Raw genomic sequence first — 26,491 nt, 5'->3', positions numbered from 1 at the left:
AACAGCTTATTAGGCTCACTAACTTCCCTGTCTGACCTGCTTGTCAGACTTATTATTGTTATGTGAATTCTTCAGTGCCCTGAGCAGCAATACCACACCCAGGCAAGCCAGCAGGGTACAGGCGATATTGAGCCAGGCGAGGGTGTCGAAGCCCAGCAGACGGGCCTGTTCATCCGATTGCAGATAGCGGGCCGATCCCAGGCTGGCGAGCCCGGCGGCAATATTGGTGACCGTCCCCTGGAATGACATGAAGGCGGCGCGCTGCTGGGGGGCGGGGATGGCCGCCGTGATGGCCAGGGTGGTGCTGGAGCGGGCCGAGCTCAGCGCCATAAACAGGGTGAATAGCAGATAGATGGGCAGCCCCAAGGGCTGGGCGAAGCCAACGAAGGTGACCAGCGCGAGCAGCAGACTGGTGATCAGGATGGCACCCTGAGCGCGGCCGCCATCAATCCAGACACCGCACAGTCGCATGGTTGCCATGCTAGCCAGGCCACCGCACAGGTAGAGGGCGGCTATCTGTTCCCGGGGGAAAGCCAGGTTGAACTGGAAGTAGTTGGCAAAGTGCGGAATGAGCAGAAAGTGGCCGGCCATCTGCAGGGCAAGCACGGTGAGGGCTCCCAGGCAGAGGGGGGATGTTGCCAGACGCCAGATGCCAACCAGACTCGGCTCCTGCCTGACCGGCAGGGAGGGCAGCAGCAGATAGGCGGCCAACACCAGCAGCAGCCCGGCGCCGCCGAGCAACAGGAAGGGACTCTGCCAGCCGAACCATTGAGAGAGCGTCAGGGAGAGAGGCACTATCAATATGGCGGCGAGGGAAAAAGCCATGCCGACATAGGCCAGCTTGCGGCCCCGTTCGGCCGGGGGTACCAGATCCAGCACGGCCGCCATCAAGATGGCCGAGAGCGGGCCGGCGACACAGCCGGAGAGAATGAAGAGGATCAGCAGTTGCTGGCTGTTTTGTACCAGGGAGCAGGCAATCAGCAGCAGGAAGCGCAGGGTCAGCAGCAGCAGCAGAGCAGGGCGTCGATTGAAGCGATCCAGCCAGGGGGCGGCGAGGAGTCCCACCAGGGCCGCCCCCAGGGTCGCGCCACCACTGAAGTAACCGGTCAGCTCGGGTGCCATGCCCAGATAAAGCACCAGATCCGCTCCAAGCGGCATCACCATCATCATGCTACCCATGGATAACATATTGATTAATAGTGCTAAATGTATGACCGACGAGGGGTAGGCACTGTGGAGCTTAGGGATCACAAGAGTCTTCTCGAGCAAAGGAGCCCGAATTCTATCCGAGGATTTTTTTCATGACAACAAATGATAATTGTTTTTATTTGTATTAGTTAATCTCGATCACATCCTTAAAGCAGCGTCAAACGGACTCTTGCTCGATAAACCTGCTCCTGCCAACTGGATTGACCCGAGGTTTACCCCTGGCGGCGGTCTGAACCGCCCGGCGCCCCCCAACCTCCAGACGCTTCCCTCACGCTTTTGCGAGGCATATCACAAAGCTGGGGCCTCAGAAGTGACCTCTGGTTCAGGCCGTATCATGGTTGATGGTGGCTCATTTGTGACACAGTATGACAGTGCTGCCATCACAATGTCGTCATACGCTGCAAGCATAAAAATGAGTACCAGCGCCGAGCCGGGATCCAGCGATGCATCGAGTCTGCTGGAGTTAACCCTTTGTGTTAGTGCTCATTTTAATGTGGCACTTTCGTATGTCGGGTGGCTGAAACGGTGTGTTTTATAAACAAAGGCAACCATCCTAAGTTGCTTTGTCTATACACTGAGTCCGACCTTCTAAAAAATGGAGTCATGAGAATGCTGAACAGCCTACCATCCAAAAGGACCTTGATCGCCAGCATGTTGACGCTGGCCTTTGGTGCTACTTCTTCGGCACATGCTGCCGACGCGGCCAAAACCGCCCCAGAGCAAGATAAGGGGAAACCCAACATAGTGGTCATCTTCGGTGATGACATTGGTTATTGGAACCTGAGTACCTATAACCAGGGCATGATGGGTTACCAGACCCCCAATATTGACAGCATTGCTGCAGAGGGGGCCAAGTTCACCTCCTACTATGCGGAGCAGAGCTCGACGGCAGGCCGCTCCTCTTTCATTACCGGTCAGATGCCGTTTCGTACCGGGATGAGCAAGGTAGGGATGCCCGGGGCACCTCAGGGGCTGCAAAAAGAAGATCCGACCATCGCCAATGTATTGAAGCAGTTGGGTTATGCGACTGGTCAGTTTGGCAAGAACCACCTGGGGGATCGCGATGAATTCCTGCCGACCGCCCATGGTTTCGACGAGTTCCTGGGCAACCTCTATCACCTGAATGCGGAAGAGGAGCCGGAAAACTCGGATTACCCGAAAGATCCCGCCTTCCGCAAGCAGTTTGGCCCGCGCGGCGTCATCAAGAGCAGTGCCGATGGCAAGATTGAAGATACAGGCCCGCTTACCGTCAAGCGCATGGGCACTGTCGATGAAGAGACCCTGGCCGCCAACAACGACTTCATGGAGCGTCAGGTCAAGGCCAAGAAGCCCTTCTTCACCTGGTTCAACACCACCCGCATGCACAACAAGACTCACCTGAAAGATGGCAGCAAGGGTGTGACTGGCTTGGGTGATTACGCAGATGGCATGGTTGAGCACGACAAGATGGTTGGCGAGGTCCTGAAGAAGATCAAAGACCTCGGTATCGAAGACAACACCATCGTCGTCTACACCACGGACAACGGTCCCATGACGGCGACCTGGCCCGATGGCGGTATTACACCGTTCCGCGGCGAGAAGAATACTGGCTGGGAAGGGGGCTTCCGGGTACCTGCAATGGCCAAGTGGCCGGGGCACATCAAACCGGGCACCATGATCAACGATATCTTCGGCAGTAATGACTGGTTCCCGACCCTGGTGGCCGCAGCGGGCGAGCCTGATATCAAGGACAAGCTGCTCAAGGGATACAAGACCCCGGCGATAACCTACAAGGTTCACCTGGATGGCTATAACCAGCTCGACTATCTGCAAGGAAAAGCACCGAGCCAGCGTAAAGAGTTCTTCTACTGGAGCGATGATGGCGATCTGCTTGCCATGCGTTACGGTCGCTGGAAGGCCCACTTCATGATCCAGGAGCACACCGGGCTGGATCTGTGGCGCTACCCGTTTGTCAAACTGCGTGCGCCGATGATCTTCGACCTGGAAGTGGATCCCCTGGAGAAAGGCAGTGACGGCATGGGTTATGACACCTGGTTCTACGATCGTATGTACCTGCTCGGCGGCGCACAGAAGTACGCTACCGAGATGATCCAGAGCTTCAAAGAGTTCCCACCACGCCAGAAACCGGGTTCCTTCACCGTCTCTGATGTGAGTGCGATCATTGAGCAAGGCACTAACAAGAACAATTAATTGACTGCTGTTCAGGGTGGGGGAAACCCCACCCATATCTAGGGAGCATTATGAAGCACAGCACAACATTGCCTGTTAAAGCCTTGGCGTCGGCAGAGAAATATATCGGCAAGGGACCAGCTTGGGTGCGGCGTTTTCATGTGATGGCCAAGCCGACAGGCTCAACCTGCAACATAGATTGCACCTACTGCTTCTACCTGCATAAAGAAGAGTTGCTGCATCAGGATCGCCATACCGGTATGAGCGATGAGGTGCTGGAAAATTTTGTCCGTCAATACATTGCCAGCCAGGATGGAGAACAAGTTGTCTTCTCATGGCAAGGCGGTGAACCAACGCTGATGGGCCTGGAGTTTTTCCACAAGGTCGTCAAGTTTCAACAGCAATATAAAAAGCCGGGTCAACGCATCGAGAATGACCTGCAAACCAATGGCATCCTGATCAATGATCAGTGGGCCGAGTTCCTGAAGGAACACCATTTTTTAGTGGGTCTGTCCATCGATGGGCCCCGTGAGTTACATGACAGATATCGCCTGACCCGCAGTGGCAAGCCCACCTTCGACAAGGTGATGGATGGGGTTGCCGCGCTCAAGCGCCATCAGGTTCCTTTCAATGCCCTCGTCACCATCAACCGCACCAATGCTCGCTTCCCCCTCGAGGTGTATCGTTTTCTGACTCAGGAGCTTGGGGCAACTTACATCCAGTTCAATCCTTGTGTTGAACCTGTCGATTTTAAGTCAACCGCGCCGCAGTTTTGGCATGACGACACCATTCCCGTAACGGGATCGCGACGGGCCAAACCGGGAGATCTGGATTCTATTGTGACGGATTGGTCGGTCGATCCCGATGACTGGGGACGCTTCCTGATCGCGGTGTTTGAGGAGTGGGTCAACAACGATCTGGGCCGTGTGCAGGTCAATCTGTTCGAGACGGCGGTTGCCCAGACCATGGGGATGCCTGCCCAGATCTGCATCACCTCGGAGTTTTGTGGCAAGGGGTTGGCCGTTGAGAAGAATGGCGATATCTATTCCTGCGATCACTACGTCTATCCGGAATATCAGTTGGGCAATATTGAGACCACCCCACTGGCGCACATGGCCTTTTCCGAGCGTCAGAAAGCCTTTGGGTTCGGCAAGAAAGATACCCTGCCTGACTACTGCAAGCGTTGTCCTTACCTCAGCCTGTGCTGGGGGGAGTGCCCTAAAAATCGCATAGTGAGAACCCCTGATGGCGAGTTGGGCCTCAACTACCTCTGCCCGGGCATCAAGGCCTTCTTCGACTTCGCCCAGCCCATGGTGGTGGGGATTGCCACTATTTTGCAAAACGAACAATCGGGAGCTCGCTCATGAGTCACAGGGAGAAGCTGCGCCAGCTTGAGTTGCGCATGAATGAACAGGTGATCGGGCAAGAGGGGTTGGTCAGGATGCTGATCATCGCGTTGCTGTGCGATGGGCACGTGCTGCTGGAGGGCTTGCCAGGCTTGGCCAAGACCCGCGCGGTGCGCGCGCTTGCCCGACAGATAGAAGGGGAATATAGCCGGATTCAGTTCACGCCTGATCTGCTGCCATCGGATATTACCGGCAGCGAAATCTACCAGCAGCATGCGACCACGGAGGAAGAGCTGTTCAGGTTCAGACCTGGCCCCGTGTTTGGCAATATCATTCTCGCCGACGAGATCAACCGCGCCTCCGCCCGGGTGCAGTCGGCCTTGCTCGAGGCGATGGAAGAGCGCCATGTGACCGTGGCTGGGAAAAGCTGGCCATTGCCAGGGCTCTTCATGGTGTTGGCCACTCAGAACCCGGTCGACCAGGAGGGGACCTGGCCACTGCCAGAGGCCCAGTTGGACAGATTCTTGATGAAAGTGTTGGTGGAGTATCCCTCCAAAGAGAACGAACAGCTTGTCATGCAACTGGTCAGGGCAGAACAGCGGGAGAAGTATGAGGGCATCAGCCCCGGCACAGACAGTGCGCCCTCTGTGATGCCAGACAAACTGGTGGCGCAACAGGATCTACAGGCCTGTTGGCAGGAGGTATCCCGAGTCCATGTTGCCCCGGCCATGGAGCACTATATCGTCAACCTGGTGGCCATGACCCGCCATCCGCAAGGGGTGAGTGACGTCCTGGCGAGCTACATCAGCCTCGGTGTCAGTCCACGGGGAACATTGGCACTGGAGCGCTGCGCCCGAGCCAACGCCTGGTTGGCAGGACGTGACAGCGTCTTGCCACAAGACATCAAGGATATTGCCCCTGCCGTGTTGCGCCATCGTCTGATGATGAGCTATCAGGCCAATGCGGACGGTTTCTCGGCAGATGATGCCATCCGGACACTGCTCGAGACCGTTGTCGCCTGATGGAACCATTATTCAGCATCGATCGCGCCGCATTGATGGCGCTGGCAGGGGAGGCCAAGTTGCTCAACAATGCCCCCGAGCGGCTTTCGCCAGGAGCCCTTGCCGGGGAGCGAGTCTCCCGTCAGCAGGGACGGGGCTTGAACTTTGAAGGGCTGCGCCGCTATCAGGAGGGTGATGACGTGCGCCTTATTGACTGGCAAGCCACGGCACGCCTGCGTACTCCCTGGATTCGTCTCTATAACGAGGAGCGGGAGAGGCCCGTTTTCCTGTTGATTGACCAACGCCTGGATATGTATTTCACCACGCGAGGCAAAACCAAGTCGGTGGCGGCCGCCATGATAGCTGGCCTGTTTGCCTGGCGCAGCTGGCATGACAGCGACCGCTTGGGGGCCGTGGTATTTAGCGATGAGGATCTGGCTGTCCACCCTTGCCGCTCCCCGAAACAGAATCTGGGACCGGTGCTTGAGGACATCAGCCGCTTCAATCAAGCCTTGGTACAGCGCTACCCTGCCGAGCCCCAGAAAGAGTTGGGATTGGCCGAGGTATTGCAGCAGGTGCATCGCTTGATCCCGCCGGGAGCCTGGCTGGCAATGATCAGTGATTTTCACGATCTGGATACGCGCTGTGAAGCCATCCTTGCGGGGTTAAGGCGCCGCTGTGAGGTGAATGCCTTCGTCGTCTATGACGATCTCCATCTGCGGCTCCCCACTCAGGGGACTGTGGGAGCCCGTTATCAGGGACTCGATGCCACAGTGTCGCTCTCGACCTCCATGACCCAGGACATTCAACGGGCTATCACCCAGCGGCTGGCAGATCAGGAGCAGCGTCTGAGCAGGTTAGGTGCCAGGGTTCATCATATTGTGACCAGCCAGGATCTGGTTCGGCAACTCCAGAAAGGGGCATGAATGCTTGAAAAAGGCTTTACCGTACCCGAGTTGCTGCACCCCCCCTTGCCAGCCAGTGTCTCTTGGTTGCCACAGGCCCCAGGTTGGTATCTGCTGGCTACCCTGCTGCTGCTGGGGGCGCTTGTTATGCTGATAAGCCGTCTCGCCCGTTGGCGGCGAAACCTGTGGCGGCGTGAGGCAAGCCAGCTGCTTACCACGCTGGAAGATGCCGATGGTTGGATCACCATGATCAAACGTATTTTACTCATGCATCGACCCCGCGCCGACATAGCGAAAGCCCTCTCGCCGGTGCAATTATTGGATGGCGTTCCCATCGACGAGGCACTGCGATCCCTGTTGTGCGAGCGTTACTGCCAACAGGATAATCAGTTGTCTGATGAACAAAATGCCCGATTGGTTCAGCAGGTCGCAACCTGGATAGGGAGCCTGCCTCATGTCTGATTGGCTATCCCGGTTTGACTTTGCCTGGCCCTGGGCCTGGTTGCTGATAATGCTGCCCCTCATCAGTCGTTTCTTGCTACCCCAAGAGCGGCCACTTGCAGAGTATGTACGGGTCCCTTTTCTCCCTCATCTGATCGAAGAGCTGAACCTCAAGGCGGCGCCGCCACAATCCAGTGTGTGGCAGCGCCTGTTGTTTTGGCTCATCTGGGGGTTGTTGGTCTGTGCACTGGCTCGCCCCGAGTTGCTGACCCCGCCTCAGCACATCACCAAACCGATGCGAGACATGGTGCTGATCCTCGATGTTTCTGGGTCCATGGGGAAAAATGATCTGCCAGGGGGGGATACCCGCTTGAAAGCCATGCAGGATTCTGTCGCCAAGTTTGTCTCGGCACGAAAACAAGACAGAATGGGTCTGGTTATTTTTGCCAGCAACGCTTACCCGTTTGCGCCGATCAGCGCGGATAAGCATGCGCTACAGGCTCGCATCACCCAGCTCGCTCCCGCCATGATAGGGGAGCAGACTGCCATTGGGGATGCCATCGGGGTTGCTGTCAAGATGCTAGACAAGGGACAAGATGGGGACACCAGCAAGTTAGCCATCTTGTTGACGGATGGCAATGATACTGCCTCGCAGCTGGCGCCGACCCTGGCCGCCCAGTTGGCCGCCAAGCATCAGGTGCAGATCCACACCATCGCCTTTGGGGATGAACAGAGTGAGGGCGATGACAAGGTCGATCTTGCCCTGTTAAAGCAGATAGCCGACATCACCGGGGGGCATAGCTGGCAAGCGGCGCGCACGGGCGCGGCCCTCGATAGCGCTTGGCAAGCCATTGATGAGCTGACGCCGGTACAGGTGAAAACCCTGGGCTGGTCCTGGCAGCAGCCCTTATACCAATGGCCCTTGTTGCTGGCCCTGCTGCTCTTGTTGCTCTCGACCCTGGTGGCTCATCGCAAGGAGAGCCTGACATGAGCGATTTTCATTTCCTCTACCCCTGGCGTCTGCTGGGCTTGCTGCTCTGCGTGGGCCTGTGGTTTGTGGTCCGCCATTCGCGAAGTGCCTGGTACCAGGTCATGGACAAGCCGGTGGCCAAGGCACTGATCATCGGGCAAACAAGGCCCTTGCTGCAGCTGTTACCCCTATTGTGTGTGTTGGGGGTGATTGGGTTGGCGGGACCGAGTTGGCAGAAGCAGCTGCCCGCAGCCTTGTCGCCACAGAGCAGCGTCATGGTGTTGTTTCAACAGGATCTGGCGATGTATGCGCAAGATCTGACCCCCAGTCGCCACCAACGTATGCAGCACAAGATAATGTCGCTGGTGTCGCGTTCCCCCGGCACTGGATTTGGGCTCATCGCCTATGACAGTTCTGCGCACCTGACCACGCCCTTGACCCAGGATCCGGACTTCTTCTCCCTCTTTCTCGACGCGCAAGATCCGGGATTGATGCCCAAGGGGGACGGTTCGGCTCTGGGTCAAGCCATTGATCTGGCGCAGAAAAACTTACCTGATACCCCGGATGGGGCAAACAGCTTGCTGATCGTCGCGGATGCCATCACGGCCGAGGAGGCGACCTTCTTGACCGGGTCCAGACTCCCCGTGCAGGTCTGGGTCGTGGGCACAGAGCGAGGGGGCACCATGCCGGCGGCTTATGCCGATCGCGGTATCGATACCCGGCTCAATGTCGACCAGTTTCAGTCCCTGCAAGATGCCGGCATCCCGGTCACCCTGGCCAGTGCTGATGATGGGGATATCGCCGCCATCTCGGGCAACATCGCCCATGCGGTGCAGGCGCAGAACAATGCACGCCAGGATCTGAAGTGGAAAGACAGTGGCTACTGGTTGGTGATTCCCATCTTGGTGCTGCTGCTCTTTTGGCGCAGGCAACTGCTGTGTGTGGCATTGGTGGCCTTGCCGCTCGGCCTCTACTCCGGCCACAGTGAGGCAGCTTGGATCAACTGGTGGTTGACAGGGGATCAGCAAGGTCAGCTTGCGTTTGATCGCCAGGATTATGCCCAGGCGGCGCAACAGTTTGAGGAGCCCTTGCGCCGGGGGCTAGCCAGTTATTACGCCGGGGATTATGTGGCGGCTTCGACCGCCTTGCGCCAGGCGCCAGCGACGCCGGAGTCTCTGCTCTGGCTTGGTAACAGCTATGCCCAGCAGAAATCCTGGCAACAGGCGATAGACAGTTATGATCAGGCCCTCAGTCTGCGCCCCGACTGGGAGATGGCACAGGCCAACCGTGCCAAGATAGCCGAGATCATCATGCAACTGCGTAAAAAAGAGCGGGATAAAGAGGCCTCACAAGAGGAGCAAGAGGGGATTGATCCCGATGAGATCAAAGATGATCTGAAAAAAGGGGAGGGGGTCAATCAGCAGGATATCCAACCAGGGGACACTGCCAATCCCCAGTTGGAGCAGTGGTATGACAATGTGCAACTTTCTCCTGCGGGCTTGCTGCGCAATCTTTATCAGGCCGACGCGCCGGAGGGCCAATGAGACACTGGCTATTGCTACTGCTGATCATCAGTTTTCCAGGGCACAGCGAGATGAATATCAGCCGTGAGCTGGTGGCACCTGCCAAGGTCGTGCCGGGCCAACCGTTGCGCATTGCCGTGACTTACTGGACAGATTCCTGGTTCAACCCGCCGCCAAGCTGGCCCGATATGGTCGTCGAGAATGGTGCCCTGCTGACCACCCCGCTTCCCAATCAGCTGTTGACGCGTCAGGAGGGGGGAAAGAGCTGGAGTGGTATTCGGCTGGAGAAACTGGTGGCTGCCTGGGATCAGGGTAGCCTCAGGTTTGCACCGATGGAGGTGACCCTCTCCTCGGCGGGGCAGGCGCCTCATACGGTTCAACTGCCTGCCATAGAGCAAGCGATCGCCTGGCCTGCGGATGTCCGGCAACCGGATCGTTTTCTGCCCGCCAGCAAGGTGACGCTGACCCAGCAGATTGCACTTTATCGCGCAGGAGAGGGCGATAGCCTGCATACCGGCGACGCGATCGAGCGTCAGGTGACGGTGAAGGCAGAAGGAGCCGTGCCCGCACAAATACCGCAACTGCTCTACGCCATCCAAGGAACGCAAACCCAGCGACTCACCCCCGTGAGTGGGCTGCTGGAGTCTGGGCGAGGCGACTTCCTTGGTGGCCAACGCGAAGAGCGCTTGCGCTATCTGCCCGTGCAACAAGGCACCATCACTCTTCCACCGCTCGCCTTGAGGTGGTGGGATACCGAGCGGCAAGAGTGGCAATTGGCCGAACTTCCCGGAGCCGATTACCAGATAGGGGCCCCCCGGGCCGCCGGTCGGGAAGCTGTGTTGCGTGCTTCAGCCCAGGCTCACCCATGGTGGTATGCACTGACAATCTCAATACTCATCATCTTGGCTGGTGCCGGATACCTGGCACGTCGTCCGCTCCGGTGTAGCTGGCTGTTTGCCCAGGCCGCCATAAAACGATTCTGGGATCCTGTTCCCTTACCCGATCTCATCCCGACTACGAAGGAGAAATGAAGATGAAGCTAAACCGCATACTCTGCGCCTTGATCCTGGGCACGGCATTTTGTGCGAATGCCGAAAGCGTTCCCGACCCTCTCTCGGCCTGGCAAGAGACGGCGGCCAAGGGCTCCATCAAAGCCTGGGTGGCTGGCGCGACCCAAGCGGGCGCCAACACCTTCATTCCGGTCAACAAGCGTTATGTCGTCTTTGACAACGATGGCACCCTCTGGCCCGAGGCTCCGCTGACCTTCCAGTTGCAGTTTGCCATCGATGAGATAAAGCGGCTCGCCCCGAAACATCCCGAGTGGCAGCAAGATGCCATCGTCAAGGCGGTCTTGGCCAATGACATGCCGGCCTTGGTCAAGTCGGGCAAGAAAGGGCTCTTGCAGTTGCTGACCTTGACTCACAGTGACATGACCACAGAGGAATATGCCAAGCGGGTTCGACACTGGTTGGATAACAGCGAGCATCCACGCTTTGGTTGCCATTATGACCAACTTGCTTATCTGCCCATGAAACAACTGCTTGAATATTTGCGGGATAATGGTTTCAAAACCTGGATAGTTTCCGGTGGTGGCATCGATTTTATGCGCGTCTTCGCCGAGCAGATGTACGGCATTCCCCCCGAGCAAGTGGTGGGTTCCTTTGCGCTGGGCGAGTTTGCGGTGGCAGAGGATGGCACCTCGATAAGGAAGACGATGAAGGGGGCCTATTACGATGATGAGGCCGCCAAACCTGCCGCTATCCACCTCTTTATGGGTCAGCGTCCGGTGGGTGCATTTGGCAACAGTGACGGAGATGTTCCTATGTTGCAGTACACCACGAGCAATCCTGACTTCAAGCCATTTGGCCTGATTGTTCGCCATACGGATGAGAAGCGGGAATATGCCTATGACAGCCATCCCCCCAGCAGCGGTACTCTGGTGGAGGGGCTGAAACTGGCGCCCAAATATGGCTGGACAGTGGTCGACATGAAAAAGGACTGGAAAGCGGTATTTGACCCGGCGCAGTGCGCCTTCAAATAGGCTATCTCCCAGATAGGATTCATAGAGATCGTTGACTGAGGCTTATCGACCTTGTTTGCCTGAATGCTCCTTGTTACTCCCTCACAATGCCGCAAGCACTCTGCATCAGGCCTTGGGGTAATCGCGTGTAGCCGAGAGGGGAAACGGGCCGAAAATGACAAAGGGATTAGCATCATAAAGATGCTAATCCCTCGTTGTATCTGGTGCTCCCGACTGGATTCGAACCAGTGGCCTGTCCCTTAGGAGGGGACCGCTCTATCCAGCTGAGCTACGGGAGCGAGTGGCGGGCATTATACAAAAACCACCGCACTTTTAAACTCTTGATTTCTATTCCAATAGGGCAAAATCGCCGACTTGGATGTTAAATGGCGAATATTTGTTCCGTGTCGACAGTATGGCGCCGTCGTCAAACAGCTGAACCACCTCGAACAGGCCATTGGCCGGGTTGCGTTGCATGCGTGTCTTGCCGTAGGGATCGGTGAAGTCGGCGCTGTGCTGGATGCGGAATTGATCCCCCAGCTTGACGCCATTTAGCCGCCCCAGATTGATATGGGGTCCGCGCTCGCCCATGGCGACGATGCGGGCGGTGACCGGGGCGCAACTTAGCTGGCTGATGATGTCCTGCACCGCCTGCTTGAGCTGATAATCCACCTCCTGGCCGTAGCTGGAACGCCAGAATTCACTGCTGTCACTGCCTACCTGGTCTTGCTTGGCGAAGGTCCAGTCGGCGCGTCCCTGGTACTCCTTGCGGCCCATCAGGCTGCCGTTGATGCCATCAAACAGATAGAGCTGCATGCGAAAACTGCGCACCGGATCCCGGTACCAGCTGGTCAGCTGGTTGCCCTGAGGCTCGAGGGAGAGATCGTCCAGGCTGCCGAGCACCAGATACTGGCTGTCGGTGCGCAGACTCAGCGCCTTGATCTCCTCCAGGGCGCTGCGATCCCCCTGTTGCAGGTGCAGCGGGTCTATGGCGAGGTTCTCATCGAGCCACTGATGTGCCAGCACCCCTTTGGGGGCGGCGGCCAGTTGCTCGAACAGGCGGCGGGAGAGGCTGGCGGGCAGATCGTCGAGGGCGCCATAGCTCGCCTGCTCGGGATGACGCAACCTGAGCCGGACCAGCGTCAAATCCTTGGCGTACTCCTGGCTCGGACAGATCTGGCGCTGGGCCTGGATATCGGCCTGGACAGTGATGTACATGCGGCCGTTGCGCACCTCTTCGCGTTTGAGGCGATAGTGGCGAATGTCCCCCCCTGAACGGATCTGGATCTGCTCGGATTTCAGGCTGCCGTTTTCCAGGCGCTGCACGCTGGAGACGGCGGCGCCGCTGGCCAACAGCGCCTGGCGCAGGGCATCCCGGGTGGCTTCCTCGCGGGCATAGGCCTCGTCGCCATCCAGGATGGCGGCGCTGCCCTGGGCCTCGATCAGCTCGGCTCGCAGGCCAGTGGTGACCAGCAGCAGGGCAAGCAGCAGCGACGTTTTGATTATTCTCATAACATGAACCTTGCAGGGGGCAGGGAGTTCCCATGCCGACTCGGGTGTGGATGCTGGCGAAAATAAAGCAAGAGTCGTGCCTTATTCCACACTCAAGCTTTGTCAGTCTCGTCCGATAACAGGTGAGATGCAGAATAGGAAGCTTATCCATGAATAGATTGATCACGGCGTTGGCCCTTGCCCTGGCCTTGTCTGCCTGTGGTTCCGAGCCCATAGACCGCAAGGTGGGGGATCCCCGCCAGGCCGCGCCCGGTATGGAGCTGAACTGGCTGGTGGCGCGCATGACCGATCAGCTGATGGAGCGCAAGTCCCTCTCCACCCTGACCGAGCCCATTGCCGTCTCCTCCTTCGTCGATCTCGATACCCTGCAGGACACCAACTGGATGGGCCAGCAGATAGAAGAGGGCTTCATCTATGAGCTGAACCGGCGCGGTGAGGTGGTGGTCGACTTCAAGATGACCGGCAATATCAAGGTGACCCCGCAAGGGGACTTCGTGATGAGCCGCAACTACAAGGATCTCTCTGCCAGGCTGCCCATCACCCGCATCCTGACCGGCACCTTCAGCCGCAACAAGCAGGGCATTTTAGTGAACGCCCGCATCATAGACTTGCGTACCAAGATGGTGGAGACCACGGCCCAGAGCCTGATCCCGCTGCAGTACCTCTCTGGTGCCAGCAACTCATTCGGACGTGCCTCGGTCAACCGGGGCCTGTTGCAGCGCGGCTCGGGGACAACCCCTCAGGGCCACCTGGTCAACCTGACCCCCTGAGGGTGCGGCGCCGGTGCGCCCCCAAGCCAAGATGGAGTAAGCAAGATGAAGACCCTGTTTGGATGCCTGCTCGCCCTGCTGCTCACCGCATGCAGTGGCAACCGTGTGGTGGAATATGGCAACAACGTCAGTGAGCCGGATGATTTCCCCGTGCTCAAGGCGGTGGGATATGCGGTGATCGACATCCAGCCCGGCCCCTCCCAGTCCGAGCGGATGCTGCAAGCCATTCGCGCCTCCAAGATGGATGCCTATCGTGAACTGGCCGAGCAGCTCAATGGCCAGCAGGTCAGTGCCAGCTCCCGCTATCAGGATCTCAAGCAGGTCTCCAATGCCCTGGATGTCTCGGTGGCAGGCATGGTGCGTGGCGCCCGGGTGGTGGCGACCTATCCCCGTGGCAACACCTATGCCACCGAGCTGGAGCTTGATACTCGCAACCTCTACCATCTCAATCAGTTGATGGCGGGGCAATACTGAGCATCAGTCTCTATTGACGGTATAGGCAGATAGCAACCAGTTGCGTAGAAAACAAACAGGCGACCCATGGGTCGCCTGTTTTTTTTCGCGGCATGTTGCTTGTCGATTCAGGTGCCCTGCATGGTGCGGGGCGGCGCTATCTTGCCGCCCCTACCTGACGCCTGAACCCCTGGTTTGGCTTATCCCAAGATAACGGGGGGCACGGCCGTGGGTTTGACATCCTCGCTCGGGTAGCAGCCCAGTACCTTGATGTAGCGGGTGATCTGGGTCAGCTCGACCAGGGCCGCCTGCATCTCGGCGCTCTGCAAATTGGCCGAGACATCCAGATAGAACATCTCCTCCCAGGGGTTGCCCTGCACGGGGCGGGACTCCAGCTTGGTCATGTTGATGCTGTTATTGCGCAGCACCAGCAGCGCCTCGACCAGAGAGCCCGGCTTTTGCGAGGTGGACATGATGAGCGTGGTCTTGGCCGGGATCTGCGACGCCACATCGATGGGCTTGCGCGCCACGACGATGAAGCGGCTGTAGTTCTCTTTCTGGTTGGCCAACTGCTCGGCCAGCACCGTCAGGCCATACAACTCGCCGCCATCCGCACTGCCAATGGCCGCCGCCTCGGGGCTGGCCAGCTCTTTCACTTTCATCATGGCACTGGAGGAGGAGTCGCAGATCTCGTGGCGGGCTCCCTCCAGTTTGCTCAGGTAGTGAGAGCACTGCTGGAACACCTGGGGATGGGCGTAGAAGGTCTTGATGCGTTCGAGCCCGGTCGGCACGGCCGTCAGCACGCAGTGCTCAATCGGATAAGTCAGCTCGCCGACGATGGAGAGGCTGGTGTGCTGCATCACGTCATACACCTCGTTGATGGAGCCCGAGCTGGTGTTCTCGATGGGCAGCACCCCGAAGGCGGCACGGCCTGACTCCACGGAGTCCAGTACTTCGCGGAAGTTCTGGCAGTTGACCTCGACCACCTGATCCTTGTAGCGGGCCAGGTACTTGCGTGCCGCCAGGCTGGAGTAGGAGCCACGGGGCCCCAGGTAGGCGACGCTGGTCATGGGCTCTTGCTGCTCAGGGTTGAGCAGCCCTTGCAGGTAGGCCTGCTGGGAGAGCACCGAATCTTCGATGATGGTGTGATAGAGACGGGTCACATACTGGGCATCCAGACCCAGCACCCGCCCTTTCTGGATCAGGGCGACCAGCAGATCCTGTTCCCGCTGATGATCGCGAATGGGGCGCGGATTGGCCTGCTTGGCGCGGGCGACCGCTATGCTCAGGGCCTTGCGCTTGGCCAGCAGGGCAAGCAGCTCCTGATCCAACTGGGTGATGTCCTGCCTGATGTCGTCTAGGGTTACCATGATACGTACCTGTCCAGATATGCCATTGATATTATTCATAAAAAAGCCTCCGCTAGGGAGGCTCGATTCGTCTTTAGTTTCCGGTTTATACGACGATTGGCCTTCCCTCAGGTGGGCCGGATAAACGAGAAGCGAAAGAGGAATAGTGAATGCATGGGACTGCCTTGGAATGTCAATGCCCTAGCTTTAAGGGATTTGCCGATGTGATGCAAGTAAAACTTGCCAGCAGGGGATGCTCATTGGCGGCTGTGGACAGGGTCGCATTCGCTGATATGGGCAGGTTGATCTGGATCATGATTAATAGCCATTGACGATGGAAGTGTCATTTTTCTGATGTCTCATTTATGGCCCATTCAGGATCCACGGGTCAAAATGCCCTCCTGGATTCACAGACGAGGCATCCATGGATACCAACATTGTTCTACTGAATCAGGGATATGATCAGACTTTTCAGGCCAGGGAGCAGCGCCTCATCGACATCCTGTCCACCTATGACGAGCTGGTCGTCTCTTTCTCGGGACGGTTGGAATCTTGCTATGGCATGGATCTCTGTCGCGCCAGCGGGACGCGCATCCGTGCCCTGACCCTGGACAATCCACTGCTCAGCCGACGTGAGTTGGCCCGCGCCCATCGCTACTGCCAGCGCTACAACATAGAGCAGCGCGTCCTCAAGACCGACGAGATGCTGTTTTGCGATATCGAGCAGCCGCCCAAGGTGGCGCGGGATCCGGTGCGTGTCATTGATGAGGCCAAGGCGCAACAGGCGGGCTGGGAACATCTGCCGCTGCTGATCCCGGCGTCGGTCGAGGAGATGCAGGCCTATCTGGGGCGCTTTCATCAGGCGCCGCCACGGACTCTCTGGCTCTTCGCCAGGGAGGGCATGTGCCACAGGGATTTCCGTTACGGCTTCCACAAGCGTGAACTCGACCGCTGGGGCAAGGCCAGCGGTGGCTACCTCAATCGCCGATTCCAGCACATCAGCCAAATGGATCGAAGCCATGTACAGATGATCGACATGGCGGAGCAGGTCCTGGCCGACATGGGACTCGACGAGGCGGAGGTGCATTTTCACACCCTGAGCGATGACAGCATCACCCTGGCCAGGGTGCGGCTGCCATCCCATCAGCGCGCCCATGGGTTCGATCGTCAACTCGACATCTATCGCGCCCTCAAGGGGATGGCCTTTGACTATGTCACCCTGGACATGGCCCTGCCCAATTGCCATGACATCGCGGGTTGACCGGTCGTGACGCCAGCAGTGTGAGCGGCGTCATAGGCAAGCAGGGGGCGACTGTTTATACTGGCGCCCCTTTTTGCATCTGCCTGACAGGAATGCCATGAAAGCCCTTCCCCTGCTGCTCGCCCTCTCCCTCGGTCCAGTGCTGGCCCAGGCCGCGCCGCTCACTCAGGTGACCCTGGCCGACGGCCGCGTGGTACAGCTCAACGATGACTTCAGCTGGGAGTACCTGCTGATCAAGCCTGCAAAGAGCAGCACAACGACGACGCAGACCAGGACCCCTCGCGCCGTGGCTGTGCCCGTATTGACCGAGCAGGCCCTGGCCAATCCCAAGTTGCTGAGTGAGGCATCCCGGGATGGTGTGGTGGTGAGCCTGGACAGCCTGGTGGCGGAAGATCCCTATCGGCTGCATTTCATGGTGCACAACACCGGGACCCGCAACGTGGTCGGTGTGCGGGGCTATGTCAGCCTGTTCGATGGTCAGGGTGTCCAGTTGGCGCGCCAGGAGGCCCGCTTCTGGGTCGCCGAGAACCGCCTGCCCGAGACCTATCTGCGCAAGGGCGAGAAGCGTCCTTCCCTCGAGATCGAGATGGCCAGGCCGGCCGGGCAGGGTGACCAGCCTCTGGTGCGGGTCGAGATAGAGGAAGTGCTGTTCCGTTGAGTCCTGTTGTCGATAAAAACCTCCTGCGGGAGGTTTTTTTATGCCTAAAAACAGTCGGTTAAATCTGACAGCAACAGTTGCTTACATCTGACATGGTTTGGCAACAGCTTGGCTCTCGGCACCGGGAGGGGAGATGGGCACAATGACGCCATCTCAACGAGGAGTCATCAAAATGAAAAAACTTACCCTTTCCGTCATGGTGCTGGCCGCCTGCTCTTCCGCTTCCGCCATGGCGCAGGATGCCTTCAGTTATGCCAAAGGGGCCGCGACCTGGGCCCATACCAAGTCCGAGTTTGTGGGTGGCAAGGACAATGACAATCGCGACTTTGGTGGTCTGAGCCTGGACTTGTCCAAGTCCTTTGCAGGCAACTTCTATGGCCGGTTGAGCAGCGAATACAGCTCCCGCAATGACGGCAACGACAGCATGGCCATCTCCAGCCTGGGCCTGGGTGTGTTCACGCCGATCAGCACCGGCCTGAACCTCTATGGGGAGACCGGCCTGATGGGTTACAGCCTGGAGCGCGAGTTGAGCCATGACGTCGAGGGTTGGGACTCCGTGGCCCGCAAGCAGAGCGGCAGTCTCTATGGTGAAGTGGGCATGCGTTACGACCTGGGTCAGGTTGAACTCTCTACCGCCTATCGCTACGCCAACATGACCGACGACATGCAAGACTTCAAGGTCGGCGCTGCCTACAAGCTCACCCAGAGTTTGGCCCTGACCGCCGATTACACCTATCGCCACTGGGACTTGCAGCAAGGCTCCATTACCAGCCTGGGTGTGAAGTACAGCTTCTGATCCCCTTGTTCATACTGGATTTCCCCCAAGTAAGCCGCTTGCCCGTGACAGTGTCATGGGCTTTTTATTTTCCGGTGATCCTGTTTTCCCCCTTGTGTCGTATCGGTCCGTAATAGTTATACAACTTTCATTTTTTTGTATAACTGCTATAACTGGTTCAATGCTTATACAAGGGGCGCAATCATGTACAAGATCAAGGTCGGTATCAGTGCCTGTCTGCTGGGGCAGGAAGTGCGCTTCGACGGGGGCCACAAGCGCTCCAGTTTCTGCGAACGGGATCTTGGCGTCCACTTCGAATACCAGCCTATCTGCCCGGAGATGGCCATAGGACTGGGCTCGCCCCGGGCCGCCATCCGCCTGGTCAAGCGCCAGGGGGAGGTGCGCGCCGAGGCGAGCAATGGCAGCTTCGATGTCACCGACGCCCTGACGGCCTTCAGTGAACGGCAGGTGCGCCAGCTTGACCACATCGCCGGCTACATCCTCTGCGCCAAGTCGCCGAGCTGCGGCATGGAGCGGGTGCGCATTTACTCGACCAACAACGAGGGCAGTGCCAAGGAGGGCATTGGCCTGTTCGCCAAGGCGCTGATGGAGGCCAACCCCCTGTTGCCGGTGGAGGAAGATGGCCGCCTTTGCGACCCCATATTGCGGGAGAACTTCGTGTTGCGGGTGTTCGCCTATCACGACTGGCAACAGTTGTGTGCCAGCGGGATCAGCAAGGCGAGCCTGATTGCCTTTCACTCCCGCTACAAATATCTGGTCTTCTCCCATGCCCCCAGCCACTACCAGGCCCTCGGCCGGTTGCTCGGCAACTTGCATCAACAAACCCTCTCCCAGAGTGCCGACGCTTATATCAAGGGGTTGATGACGGCGCTCAAGCTGCGCGCCAATCGCCGTGGTCATGCCAATGTGTTGATGCATTTGCAGGGTTACTTCAAACAGGTGTTGAGTCAGGGCCAGAAGCAGGAGCTGGCCGAGACAATAGAGAAGTACCGCACCGGTCTGTTGCCACTGCTGGTGCCGCTCACCCTGATCCGCCACTACCTGCGCGAATATCCCAATGCCTATCTCGCCGATCAGGTCTATCTCAATCCGCATCCCGAGGCGCTCAGGCTCCGATATGGGCTCTGAACCCCGGGAAGCCCGCAAGGTGAACTCACTCATGCATGATCCATCCGTTTCATCACAACAGACAGCCTCGCAAGAGGGGGAGGAATGGGAGGCGGCCTCGGGGGAGGCGCGCTACCCCATCCGCGAGGTATCCCGCCTGACCGGGGTTAATGCCGTGACCCTGCGCGCCTGGCAGCGCCGTTACGGTCTGGTGCAGCCGGCCCGCACCGAGAAGGGGCATCGCCTCTACAGCGAACAGGATATCCGGCACATAGAGGCGATCCTGAGCTGGCTGGAGCGGGGGGTGAGCATAGGTCAGGTCAAGGGGTTGCTTGGCGATAGCCAGAGTGTGGCGCCAAGTGATCACTGGCAACAGAGCCAGGAGAGCCTCTGGCAGCTGCTGCTCGATCTCAAGACCCGCCAGCTGGAACAGGGGCTCAACGATCTGATCGCCAGTTACCCGTTCGATCTGGTGCGCAGCCAGCTGCTCGAACCCGTGCTGGATCGACTGATGGCCATGACCGACAGGCCGGATGCGGATCTGTTGCGTCACCACTGGCTAGACTGGCTCGCCCACTACTTCGGTCGCCATCTGGTCGGTCAGGGGAAGGGGCGGCCACTCACGCTGGCGAGCTGGGGCAAGGTGGGGCCACTCGCACTGCTCTGGCACGCTTATGAACTGATCAATCAGGGTTATGAGGTGCAACTCATCGGCCCTTGCGATCCCAGGCTCGCCCAACTGCTTGCCGGTCGCAGCCATGACAACTGGCTGGTGCTGATGGGCGCGGCCATTCCCAGGGGGGAGCTGACGACCCCCTGGCCAGTGGGTACTCAGGCCATGGGCCCCCTGGGCCGTCTCTACCCTGAGCCGCCCCAGATCGATGCCTTGCAGGCCCTTGCCTGGCAGCCGAGCCTGGCTGACTGGCTCGCCATGCAGCCGGACCCTGTCCCTGCCGGCAGAGGCTCCGGGGGGCAATCCAGAGGCAAGTCCGCAGCCAAAGGGTGAAGGGGGACTCCCTCTCTCATCGCGTTTTTAATGGAATTGAAACAGGAGCGACCATGAAGCTGGTCTGGTTTCGAAACGATCTGCGTCTGCGGGATAACCCGGCGCTGCGCCACGCCTGCGCCGAACCGGGCGAGCTGGCCGCCCTCTTTGTCATCAGCCAGGGGCAGTGGCGCCAGCATCATATGGCCGACATTCGCCGGGATTTCATGCTGGCGCAGCTCGATACCCTGGGCCAAGGATTGGCAGCCCTCGGCATCCGCCTTCACCTGCTCGAAGTCGAGACCTTCGCCGAGCTCCCCGAGGCGCTGGCCAGGTTCAGTCACGATCTGGGGGTCACCCATCTTTATGCCAATCAGGCCATAGAGATAGACGAGCTGCGCCGCGATGGCGCCGTGAGCGGGCGGCTGGCGCAGGAGGGCATTGGCTGTCACTGGTTCAACGGCTGCTGCGTACTGCCACCGGGGCGAGTGCTGACCGGCAGTGGTGAGATGTTCAAGGTATTCACCCCCTTTAGCCGGGCCTGGCTCAAGGCCCTCGATGAGGAGGGCTTTGTCATTCACCGCGCCCCTCCTCCCCGGGGCGAGCCATTAGCCTGGACATCCCTGGTGTCGTCCGGGCTGACCAAGCCCTGGGATAACGCCCACTGGCCGGTGGGAGAGGAGGAGGCCGAGCGCCGTCTGCACCTCTTCCTCGAGCAGGGGGTGCTGGACTATCCCGCAGCGCGAGATTTTCCCGCCCTGCCGGGCACCTCCTGCCTCTCCCCCTATCTGGCTGCGGGCATCATCAGCCCGCGTCAGTGCGTGGCGGCATTGCAGCAGCGGCTCGGTCATCGGCCTCAAGCCAAAGGGCAACCCGGCTATGTCTGGTTGAGTGAGCTCATCTGGCGCGAGTTCTACCGTCACTTGCTGGTGAAGGTGCCGGGCCTCTCCATGAACTTGCCGTTTAAACCGGAAACAGCGGCCCTGCCCTGGAGCTGGGATCCGCTGGCCTTCGCCGCCTGGCGCGAGGGGCGCACCGGTTTTCCCATCGTCGACGCCGCCATGCGCTGCCTCAACGCCACCGGCTGGATGCACAACCGGCTGCGGATGATAGTGGCGAGCTTTCTCACCAAGGATCTGCACATTCACTGGCGGCTGGGGGAGGAGTACTTCATGAGCAAGTTGATCGATGGCGATCTGGCTGCCAATAACGGTGGCTGGCAATGGGCGGCGGGGACGGGCGCCGATGCCGCCCCCTATTTTCGGGTGTTCAATCCGACCACTCAGGGCCAACGTTTTGATCCACAAGGGGAGTTTGTGCGTACTTGGGTAACAGAGCTGATTGATGTGCCGGAGCCATACCTGCATCAACCCCATGAGTGGTTAAGAGCCAAGGGGCGCGATGGGTATCCGGCTCCCATGGTGGACCACGGCAAAGCGAGGCTGGTGGCCATCGATATGTTCCGTCATCTGGAGAAACCTTGATGAGTCACTCTGTTATTTCGTTTCTGGCCTTCTGCGCTGACCGAGCGCTGACATGAGCGCGGCCCTGGATCGTTTTATCTCGCTCTATCAGGGGCTCGACAAGCGTCAGCTCCACCGACTGCGGGAGGTCTATGCCGAGGATGTGCTGTTCGTGGATCCGGCCCATCACATCCAGGGGCTGGCAGCCCTCGAACACTACTTCGCCGAGCTGTATGGCGGGCTCGAATCCTGCACCTTCGAGATAGAACGCAGTCAGCAGCAGGGCGACTGTGCCTGGCTCGGCTGGACCATGACACTGCGCCACCCCAGGCTGGCCCGGGGGGCACCGGTGAGCGTGCGGGGCGCCACAGCGCTGGAGTTCAATGACGCGGGCCAGGTTCGCCTGCATCAAGACTATTTCGACCTGGGCGCCATGCTCTACGAGCAGTTGCCCCTGCTCGGCCCCCTGGTCCGCATCATCAAGGGAAGGTTGGGAAAATGATGGCTAACTCATTATTTCAGTTAGCGATTTCTCTTCCTGTTGTTATTGTCTCTTTTGTCATCACAAGGAGGTGGGGGCCATGAGCAAGGGGGTATTGATCACGGGGGCCAGCTCGGGACTCGGTCGCCAGTTGGCGCTGGATTATCACGCCGATGGTTGGCGGGTGTGGGCCTGTGGCCGCGATGAGGGGCGGCTGGCCGAGCTGGCGGCCCTCGGGATCCAGACGCTCTGCTTCGATACCCGGGATCCTGCGGCCTGCCAGGGGGCGGCCCGGCAGTTGAATGGGCTGGATCTGTTGATCCTCAATGCCGGTAGCTGCGAATACCTGGATGAGTTGCCACGCTTCGATGGGGCCCTGTTCGCCCGGGTGATAGAGACCAATCTGGTGGCGACCGGCCACTGTCTGGCGGCCCTGCTGCCCCAGCTCGGTCCCGGTGGCCGCTTGGCCATCGTCAGCTCGTCGGTCACCTGGCTGCCGCTGCCAAGGGCCGAGGCCTATGGCGCCTCCAAGGCGGCGCTTGATTATCTGGCGGCCAGCCTGCGCCTGGATCTGAAGGCATCGGGGATAGGGGTCAGCCTGATCCGTCCGGGATTCATCGACACACCGCTCACGGCCCGCAACCGCTTCACCATGCCCTGTCTGATGACGGTGGCCCAGGCCGCCAGCGCCACCCGGCGTGGTCTGGCGCGGGGCCTGCACAATATTCACTACCCAAATGGCTTCATCGGCCTGCTGCGCCTGCTGGGTGCCTTGCCGACCGGGCTCTGGTTACGGCTCTCGAAAGGACTCGGATAATGAAAAAAATCGCCATCGTCGGCGCGGGGATCTCGGGATTGACCGCGGGCCACCTGCTGCACCGCCATCATGAGATCACCCTGTTCGAAGCCGCCCCCGTGCTCGGTGGCCACACGGCGACCGTGGATGTTAACCTGGATGGGCAGAGTCATGCCGTCGACACCGGCTTCATCGTCTTCAATGACCGCACCTACCCCCATTTTCTGCGCCTGCTCGATCGCATCGGTGTGGCCCGCCAGGCCACGGAGATGAGTTTTTCCGTCAAGAGCGCCACGGGGCTCGAATACAACGGCCACAACCTGGACACCCTGTTTGCCCAGCGCCGCAATCTGCTCAGACCCGGTTTTTACCGCTTTATCAGGGAGATCTTGCGTTTCAATCGCGAGGCCAAGGCCTGGCTGGCCGAGGAGGGGAAAGAGGCAGAGCCGGGACTGACCCTGGGGCGCTTCCTGCAAGAGGGGCGATTTAGCGACTACTTCGCTCGCCATTACATCTTGCCGATGGGGGCGGCCATCTGGTCATCGACCCTGGCGGACATGCGCGGCTTCCCTCTCGGTTTCTTCCTGCGCTTCTTCGATCATCACGGCCTGCTCAACGTGGCAAATCGTCCCCAGTGGTACGTGATCCCCGGGGGCTCACGGCAATACATAGCGCCCCTGACTCGGGGTTGGCAGGCGCGAGTCAGGCTCGCCAGTCCGGTGCAGGCCATCTTTCGCACCGAGCGGGGAGTCAGGATCCACAGTCGCCACGGGGAGGAGGCGTTCGATGAGGTGATCCTCGCCTGTCACAGCGACCAGGCCCTCGGCCTGCTCCGGGATGCCAGCGCGGATGAGCAGCGCCTGCTTGGCGCCATGGCCTATCAGGCCAACGATGTCTGGCTCCATACCGATGCGACTTGTCTGCCGACCCGCCCCAAGGCCTGGGCGAGCTGGAACTACCAGCTTGGGGAGGGCGAGACCCAGCGCCCCCTGGTCAGCTACAACATGAACATCTTGCAGGGGATCCGCACCAGAGAGGCGCTCTGCGTCAGTCTCAATCCCCAGGGACAGGTCGATGAGGGCAAGGTATTGCGCCGCTTTGTCTATGAGCATCCCGTCTTCAATCTGGGGTCCCTGGCGGCTCAGGAGCAGAGGATGCAGATCTGTGGCCAGCGCCATACCCATTTCTGCGGCGCTTACTGGTACAACGGCTTTCACGAAGACGGGGTGCGCAGCGCCCTCGACGTGACCCGCCGCTTCGGGGTGGACCTATGACTGCGGCCGATGCGATCAGGCACAGTGCCCTCTGGCAAGGGTCGGTGCGCCATCGCCGCTTCGCCCCCCGGGCCCACGCTTTCTCCTATGGCCTCTTCATGCTGGGGCTGGACTTGGATGAGCTGCCAACCCTCAACTGGGGCCCCTGGTTCGGGGTCGAGCGGGCAGGCTTGCTGTCGTTTTGTCGGCGGGATTATCTGCCTGGCAGCGAGGGCTCTCTCAAGGGGGCTGTGTGGGCCAAGGTGAGGGAGCTGGGCGGCGAAGCCGAGCTCGATGAGCGGGTGCTGCTGCTGGGCAACGTGCGCTGTCTGGGGTTCTACTTCAGCCCGGTCAATTTCTATTTCTGCTATCGGGGGGCGGCGGCCCGCTATCTGCTGGCCGAAGTGGCCAATACCCCCTGGAACGAGCGCCACTACTACCTGCTCGACCTCGCCGCCCTGGCCCCCCATGCCAAGGATTTTCACGTCTCCCCCTTCATGGGACTGGCGATGCGTTATCACTGGCGCATTCGCTCCCCGGGGGAGCACACCCTGATCCACATAGAGAGCCATCCCGACACCGGGGAGGCCAAGTTGTTCGATGCCACCCTGGCGCTGGCCCGGCAGCCGTTCGAACGTGGCGCCCTGATGAGGCTGCTGCTGCGCTGGCCCTGGATGACCATGCGGGTACTGCTCGGCATCTATTGGCAGGCGCTGCGTCTGTTTATCAAACGAACCCCACTCTTTAGCCATCCGGAGACTCGCTGATGGAACTGGTGCAATCCCCGACCTCAATGACGCTTATCGATCGCTGGGCCCGCACCCTGGTGCTTGGCCTGCTGCCCAGGCTGGAACAGGGCCATCTATTGTTGCGCGATGGCGAGCGCCAGTTCAGCTTCGGCGAACCCGCTGCCGAGCTGCAGTGCGAGCTGGTGGTGCACGATCCCGGCTTCTACCGTCGCCTGCTGCTGGGGGGCAGTATCGCCGCCGGGGAGACCTGGGTTGAAGGGCTCTGGACCAGCCCGGATCCGGTCGCCCTGGTGCGGTTATTGGTGCGCAACATGGCGCTGCTCGACAAGCTGGAGCGGCGTTTGAGCTGGCTCAGCTTCCCGTTCAACAAGGTGCGTCACTGGGTCAATCGCAACACGCTTACGGGGTCTAGATCCAACATTGCGGCTCACTACGATCTGGGCAATCGGCTCTATCAGGGCTTTCTCGATAGCCAGATGCAATATTCGAGCGCTATCTATCCCCACGCGGAGGCGAGCCTGGAGGTGGCGCAGGAGGCCAAGCTGCGCACCATCTGCGAGCGGCTGGCGTTGGGCCCGGATGATCATCTGCTGGAAATCGGCACCGGCTGGGGGGGGCTCGCCATCTATGCCGCCCGCCATTATGGCTGCCGGGTGACCACGACGACGATCTCCCAGGCTCAGCATGACTACGCTCGCGACTGGATAGCGCGGGAGGGGCTCGGGGATCGCATCACCCTGCTGCTGGAGGATTACCGCAAGCTGGAGGGGCGCTTCGACAAGCTGGTCTCCATCGAGATGATCGAGGCGGTGGGCCATGCCTTCCTGCCGGACTACTTCCGCCAGCTGTCGCGGCTGCTCAAACCCGGTGGTCGGCTGCTGATCCAGGCCATCACCATCGCCGATCAGCGCCATGCCCAGTATCTGCGCAGCGTCGATTTCATCCAGCGCTACATCTTCCCCGGCGGCTGTCTGCCGAGTGTTTCCCAGATGGCGTCATTGATTGCCAGGGAGACCGACATGCAGCTGGTGCGGCTGCATGATCACGGTCATCACTATGCCAGAACCCTGGCCCACTGGCGTGAACGCTTCCTCGCCCTGGCCCCCGAGCTGCCCCGGCTCGGTTACAGCCAGGACTTCATCCGGCTGTGGCACTTCTATTTCGCCTATTGCGAGGGGGGGTTTTGGGAGCGGGCCATCAGTCTGGTACAGCTTGAGGCCGCCAAGCCGGGCCCGACGGCCTGGCACGGCGGCGCGCCGGTCGGGGATTGAACG

Annotated in this window: 25 protein-coding genes, 1 tRNA gene and 1 other annotated feature; of the genes, 22 read left to right on the top strand and 4 right to left on the bottom strand. The window is 59.6% G+C overall.

Going from position 1 to position 26,491, the window contains the following annotated elements:
* Positions 1–18: 18 nt before the first annotated feature.
* Complete coding sequence (locus M2367_RS08900; RefSeq protein WP_259236479.1) at positions 19–1,188, bottom strand: MFS transporter; 1,170 nt, start codon at positions 1,186–1,188, stop codon at positions 19–21.
* A 672-nt stretch (positions 1,189–1,860) separates the two neighbouring features.
* Between M2367_RS08900 and M2367_RS08895 the strand changes: the two genes are divergently transcribed.
* The 9 genes from M2367_RS08895 to M2367_RS08855 all read left to right on the top strand — a co-directional run bounded on the left by M2367_RS08895 (position 1,861) and on the right by M2367_RS08855 (position 11,605).
* Positions 1,861–3,399 (top strand): arylsulfatase, encoded by a 1,539-nt coding sequence (locus M2367_RS08895; RefSeq protein ID WP_259236478.1) that lies wholly within the window; start codon positions 1,861–1,863, stop codon positions 3,397–3,399.
* A 125-nt stretch (positions 3,400–3,524) separates the two neighbouring features.
* Positions 3,525–4,745, top strand: coding sequence for an anaerobic sulfatase maturase (locus M2367_RS08890; RefSeq protein WP_259236477.1), 1,221 nt, complete (start codon positions 3,525–3,527; stop codon positions 4,743–4,745).
* Entirely contained in the window at positions 4,742–5,746 is a 1,005-nt protein-coding gene (locus tag M2367_RS08885) for a MoxR family ATPase (protein WP_259236476.1), read from the top strand. The genes M2367_RS08890 and M2367_RS08885 overlap by 4 nt, the downstream gene beginning before the upstream one ends.
* On the top strand, positions 5,746–6,651 hold the full coding sequence (locus M2367_RS08880; RefSeq protein WP_259236475.1) for a DUF58 domain-containing protein: 906 nt from the start codon (positions 5,746–5,748) through the stop codon (positions 6,649–6,651). The genes M2367_RS08885 and M2367_RS08880 overlap by 1 nt, the downstream gene beginning before the upstream one ends.
* Positions 6,652–7,092 (top strand): DUF4381 domain-containing protein, encoded by a 441-nt coding sequence (locus M2367_RS08875; RefSeq protein ID WP_224432364.1) that lies wholly within the window; start codon positions 6,652–6,654, stop codon positions 7,090–7,092.
* Positions 7,085–8,062 (top strand): VWA domain-containing protein, encoded by a 978-nt coding sequence (locus tag M2367_RS08870; protein WP_259236474.1) that lies wholly within the window; start codon positions 7,085–7,087, stop codon positions 8,060–8,062. The genes M2367_RS08875 and M2367_RS08870 overlap by 8 nt, the downstream gene beginning before the upstream one ends.
* Entirely contained in the window at positions 8,059–9,585 is a 1,527-nt protein-coding gene (locus tag M2367_RS08865) for a VWA domain-containing protein (protein WP_259236473.1), read from the top strand. The genes M2367_RS08870 and M2367_RS08865 overlap by 4 nt, the downstream gene beginning before the upstream one ends.
* Positions 9,582–10,595: an oxygen tolerance domain protein gene (locus M2367_RS08860; RefSeq protein ID WP_259236472.1), complete on the top strand. Its 1,014-nt coding sequence runs from the start codon at positions 9,582–9,584 to the stop codon at positions 10,593–10,595. The genes M2367_RS08865 and M2367_RS08860 overlap by 4 nt, the downstream gene beginning before the upstream one ends.
* A gap of 2 nt (positions 10,596–10,597) precedes the next feature.
* Entirely contained in the window at positions 10,598–11,605 is a 1,008-nt protein-coding gene (locus M2367_RS08855; RefSeq protein ID WP_259236471.1) for an HAD family phosphatase, read from the top strand.
* A 201-nt stretch (positions 11,606–11,806) separates the two neighbouring features.
* Here M2367_RS08855 and M2367_RS08850 read toward each other — a convergent pair.
* Both M2367_RS08850 and M2367_RS08845 read right to left on the bottom strand, forming a co-directional pair.
* Positions 11,807–11,883, bottom strand: a tRNA-Arg gene (locus tag M2367_RS08850).
* Positions 11,884–11,932: 49 nt separating this feature from the next.
* Complete coding sequence (locus tag M2367_RS08845; protein WP_259236583.1) at positions 11,933–13,087, bottom strand: flagellar assembly protein FlgT; 1,155 nt, start codon at positions 13,085–13,087, stop codon at positions 11,933–11,935.
* 158 nt (positions 13,088–13,245) lie between these two features.
* On the opposite strand from M2367_RS08845, the gene M2367_RS08840 reads away from it, so the two are divergent.
* Both M2367_RS08840 and M2367_RS08835 read left to right on the top strand, forming a co-directional pair.
* Complete coding sequence (locus tag M2367_RS08840) at positions 13,246–13,866, top strand: FlgO family outer membrane protein (RefSeq protein ID WP_042041420.1); 621 nt, start codon at positions 13,246–13,248, stop codon at positions 13,864–13,866.
* 45 nt (positions 13,867–13,911) lie between these two features.
* Entirely contained in the window at positions 13,912–14,340 is a 429-nt protein-coding gene (locus tag M2367_RS08835) for an LPP20 family lipoprotein (RefSeq protein WP_042041422.1), read from the top strand.
* A gap of 179 nt (positions 14,341–14,519) precedes the next feature.
* Here the strand turns inward: M2367_RS08835 and M2367_RS08830 are convergent, their stop codons facing one another.
* Positions 14,520–15,689, bottom strand: a complete 1,170-nt coding sequence (locus M2367_RS08830; RefSeq protein WP_259236582.1) for a chorismate mutase — start codon at positions 15,687–15,689, stop codon at positions 14,520–14,522.
* A gap of 37 nt (positions 15,690–15,726) precedes the next feature.
* Positions 15,727–15,848, bottom strand: a sequence feature (Phe leader region).
* A gap of 244 nt (positions 15,849–16,092) precedes the next feature.
* Here M2367_RS08830 and M2367_RS08825 point away from each other — a divergent pair.
* The 11 genes from M2367_RS08825 (at position 16,093) to M2367_RS08775 (ending at position 26,488) form a co-directional block, all read left to right on the top strand.
* Positions 16,093–16,929 carry a hypothetical protein gene (locus M2367_RS08825; protein ID WP_259236470.1) on the top strand — a complete coding sequence of 279 codons (837 nt, stop codon included), beginning with the start codon at positions 16,093–16,095 and terminating at the stop codon, positions 16,927–16,929.
* A gap of 97 nt (positions 16,930–17,026) precedes the next feature.
* Positions 17,027–17,587: a DUF3157 family protein gene (locus M2367_RS08820; protein WP_259236469.1), complete on the top strand. Its 561-nt coding sequence runs from the start codon at positions 17,027–17,029 to the stop codon at positions 17,585–17,587.
* A 172-nt stretch (positions 17,588–17,759) separates the two neighbouring features.
* On the top strand, positions 17,760–18,383 hold the full coding sequence (locus M2367_RS08815; RefSeq protein ID WP_259236468.1) for an outer membrane beta-barrel protein: 624 nt from the start codon (positions 17,760–17,762) through the stop codon (positions 18,381–18,383).
* Positions 18,384–18,566: 183 nt separating this feature from the next.
* Positions 18,567–19,511 carry a DUF523 and DUF1722 domain-containing protein gene (locus M2367_RS08810; protein WP_259236467.1) on the top strand — a complete coding sequence of 315 codons (945 nt, stop codon included), beginning with the start codon at positions 18,567–18,569 and terminating at the stop codon, positions 19,509–19,511.
* 31 nt (positions 19,512–19,542) lie between these two features.
* Entirely contained in the window at positions 19,543–20,496 is a 954-nt protein-coding gene (locus M2367_RS08805; RefSeq protein ID WP_259236466.1) for a MerR family transcriptional regulator, read from the top strand.
* Positions 20,497–20,549: 53 nt separating this feature from the next.
* Complete coding sequence (gene phrB, locus M2367_RS08800; protein ID WP_259236465.1) at positions 20,550–21,959, top strand: deoxyribodipyrimidine photo-lyase; 1,410 nt, start codon at positions 20,550–20,552, stop codon at positions 21,957–21,959.
* Positions 21,960–22,011: 52 nt separating this feature from the next.
* Positions 22,012–22,440, top strand: a complete 429-nt coding sequence (locus M2367_RS08795; RefSeq protein WP_259236464.1) for a nuclear transport factor 2 family protein — start codon at positions 22,012–22,014, stop codon at positions 22,438–22,440.
* Between the two features lie 79 nt (positions 22,441–22,519).
* Positions 22,520–23,236 carry an SDR family NAD(P)-dependent oxidoreductase gene (locus M2367_RS08790; RefSeq protein ID WP_259236463.1) on the top strand — a complete coding sequence of 239 codons (717 nt, stop codon included), beginning with the start codon at positions 22,520–22,522 and terminating at the stop codon, positions 23,234–23,236.
* Positions 23,233–24,489 (top strand): NAD(P)/FAD-dependent oxidoreductase, encoded by a 1,257-nt coding sequence (locus M2367_RS08785; protein WP_259236581.1) that lies wholly within the window; start codon positions 23,233–23,235, stop codon positions 24,487–24,489. The genes M2367_RS08790 and M2367_RS08785 overlap by 4 nt, the downstream gene beginning before the upstream one ends.
* Positions 24,486–25,235, top strand: coding sequence for a DUF1365 domain-containing protein (locus M2367_RS08780; RefSeq protein ID WP_259236462.1), 750 nt, complete (start codon positions 24,486–24,488; stop codon positions 25,233–25,235). Before M2367_RS08785 ends, M2367_RS08780 begins: the two co-directional genes overlap by 4 nt.
* The gene (locus M2367_RS08775) at positions 25,235–26,488 is read left to right on the top strand and encodes a cyclopropane-fatty-acyl-phospholipid synthase family protein (RefSeq protein ID WP_259236461.1); all 1,254 of its coding nucleotides are present in this window, start codon (positions 25,235–25,237) and stop codon (positions 26,486–26,488) included. Before M2367_RS08780 ends, M2367_RS08775 begins: the two co-directional genes overlap by 1 nt.
* Positions 26,489–26,491: the final 3 nt, after the last annotated feature.

Source organism: Aeromonas sp. BIGb0445 (genome assembly GCF_024809075.1).
Lineage (GTDB): Bacteria > Pseudomonadota > Gammaproteobacteria > Enterobacterales > Aeromonadaceae > Aeromonas > Aeromonas rivuli.
This window is presented reverse-complemented; position numbering and strand designations above follow the sequence as displayed.

Bases quoted from the DNA above. Each gene is read 5' to 3' on its own strand.
- M2367_RS08900 (WP_259236479.1), bottom strand. From the start codon at position 1,188: ATGTTATCCATGGGTAGCATGATGATGGTGATGCCGCTTGGAGCGGAT.
- M2367_RS08895 (WP_259236478.1), top strand. From the start codon at position 1,861: ATGTTGACGCTGGCCTTTGGTGCTACTTCTTCGGCACATGCTGCCGAC.
- M2367_RS08885 (WP_259236476.1), top strand. From the start codon at position 4,742: ATGAGTCACAGGGAGAAGCTGCGCCAGCTTGAGTTGCGCATGAATGAA.
- M2367_RS08880 (WP_259236475.1), top strand. From the start codon at position 5,746: ATGGAACCATTATTCAGCATCGATCGCGCCGCATTGATGGCGCTGGCA.
- M2367_RS08875 (WP_224432364.1), top strand. From the start codon at position 6,652: ATGCTTGAAAAAGGCTTTACCGTACCCGAGTTGCTGCACCCCCCCTTG.
- M2367_RS08870 (WP_259236474.1), top strand. From the start codon at position 7,085: ATGTCTGATTGGCTATCCCGGTTTGACTTTGCCTGGCCCTGGGCCTGG.
- M2367_RS08865 (WP_259236473.1), top strand. From the start codon at position 8,059: ATGAGCGATTTTCATTTCCTCTACCCCTGGCGTCTGCTGGGCTTGCTG.
- M2367_RS08860 (WP_259236472.1), top strand. From the start codon at position 9,582: ATGAGACACTGGCTATTGCTACTGCTGATCATCAGTTTTCCAGGGCAC.
- M2367_RS08855 (WP_259236471.1), top strand. From the start codon at position 10,598: ATGAAGCTAAACCGCATACTCTGCGCCTTGATCCTGGGCACGGCATTT.
- M2367_RS08840 (WP_042041420.1), top strand. From the start codon at position 13,246: ATGAATAGATTGATCACGGCGTTGGCCCTTGCCCTGGCCTTGTCTGCC.
- M2367_RS08835 (WP_042041422.1), top strand. From the start codon at position 13,912: ATGAAGACCCTGTTTGGATGCCTGCTCGCCCTGCTGCTCACCGCATGC.
- M2367_RS08830 (WP_259236582.1), bottom strand. From the start codon at position 15,689: ATGGTAACCCTAGACGACATCAGGCAGGACATCACCCAGTTGGATCAG.
- M2367_RS08825 (WP_259236470.1), top strand. From the start codon at position 16,093: ATGGATACCAACATTGTTCTACTGAATCAGGGATATGATCAGACTTTT.
- M2367_RS08820 (WP_259236469.1), top strand. From the start codon at position 17,027: ATGAAAGCCCTTCCCCTGCTGCTCGCCCTCTCCCTCGGTCCAGTGCTG.
- M2367_RS08815 (WP_259236468.1), top strand. From the start codon at position 17,760: ATGAAAAAACTTACCCTTTCCGTCATGGTGCTGGCCGCCTGCTCTTCC.
- M2367_RS08810 (WP_259236467.1), top strand. From the start codon at position 18,567: ATGTACAAGATCAAGGTCGGTATCAGTGCCTGTCTGCTGGGGCAGGAA.
- M2367_RS08805 (WP_259236466.1), top strand. From the start codon at position 19,543: ATGCATGATCCATCCGTTTCATCACAACAGACAGCCTCGCAAGAGGGG.
- phrB (WP_259236465.1), top strand. From the start codon at position 20,550: ATGAAGCTGGTCTGGTTTCGAAACGATCTGCGTCTGCGGGATAACCCG.
- M2367_RS08795 (WP_259236464.1), top strand. From the start codon at position 22,012: ATGAGCGCGGCCCTGGATCGTTTTATCTCGCTCTATCAGGGGCTCGAC.
- M2367_RS08790 (WP_259236463.1), top strand. From the start codon at position 22,520: ATGAGCAAGGGGGTATTGATCACGGGGGCCAGCTCGGGACTCGGTCGC.
- M2367_RS08780 (WP_259236462.1), top strand. From the start codon at position 24,486: ATGACTGCGGCCGATGCGATCAGGCACAGTGCCCTCTGGCAAGGGTCG.
- M2367_RS08775 (WP_259236461.1), top strand. From the start codon at position 25,235: ATGGAACTGGTGCAATCCCCGACCTCAATGACGCTTATCGATCGCTGG.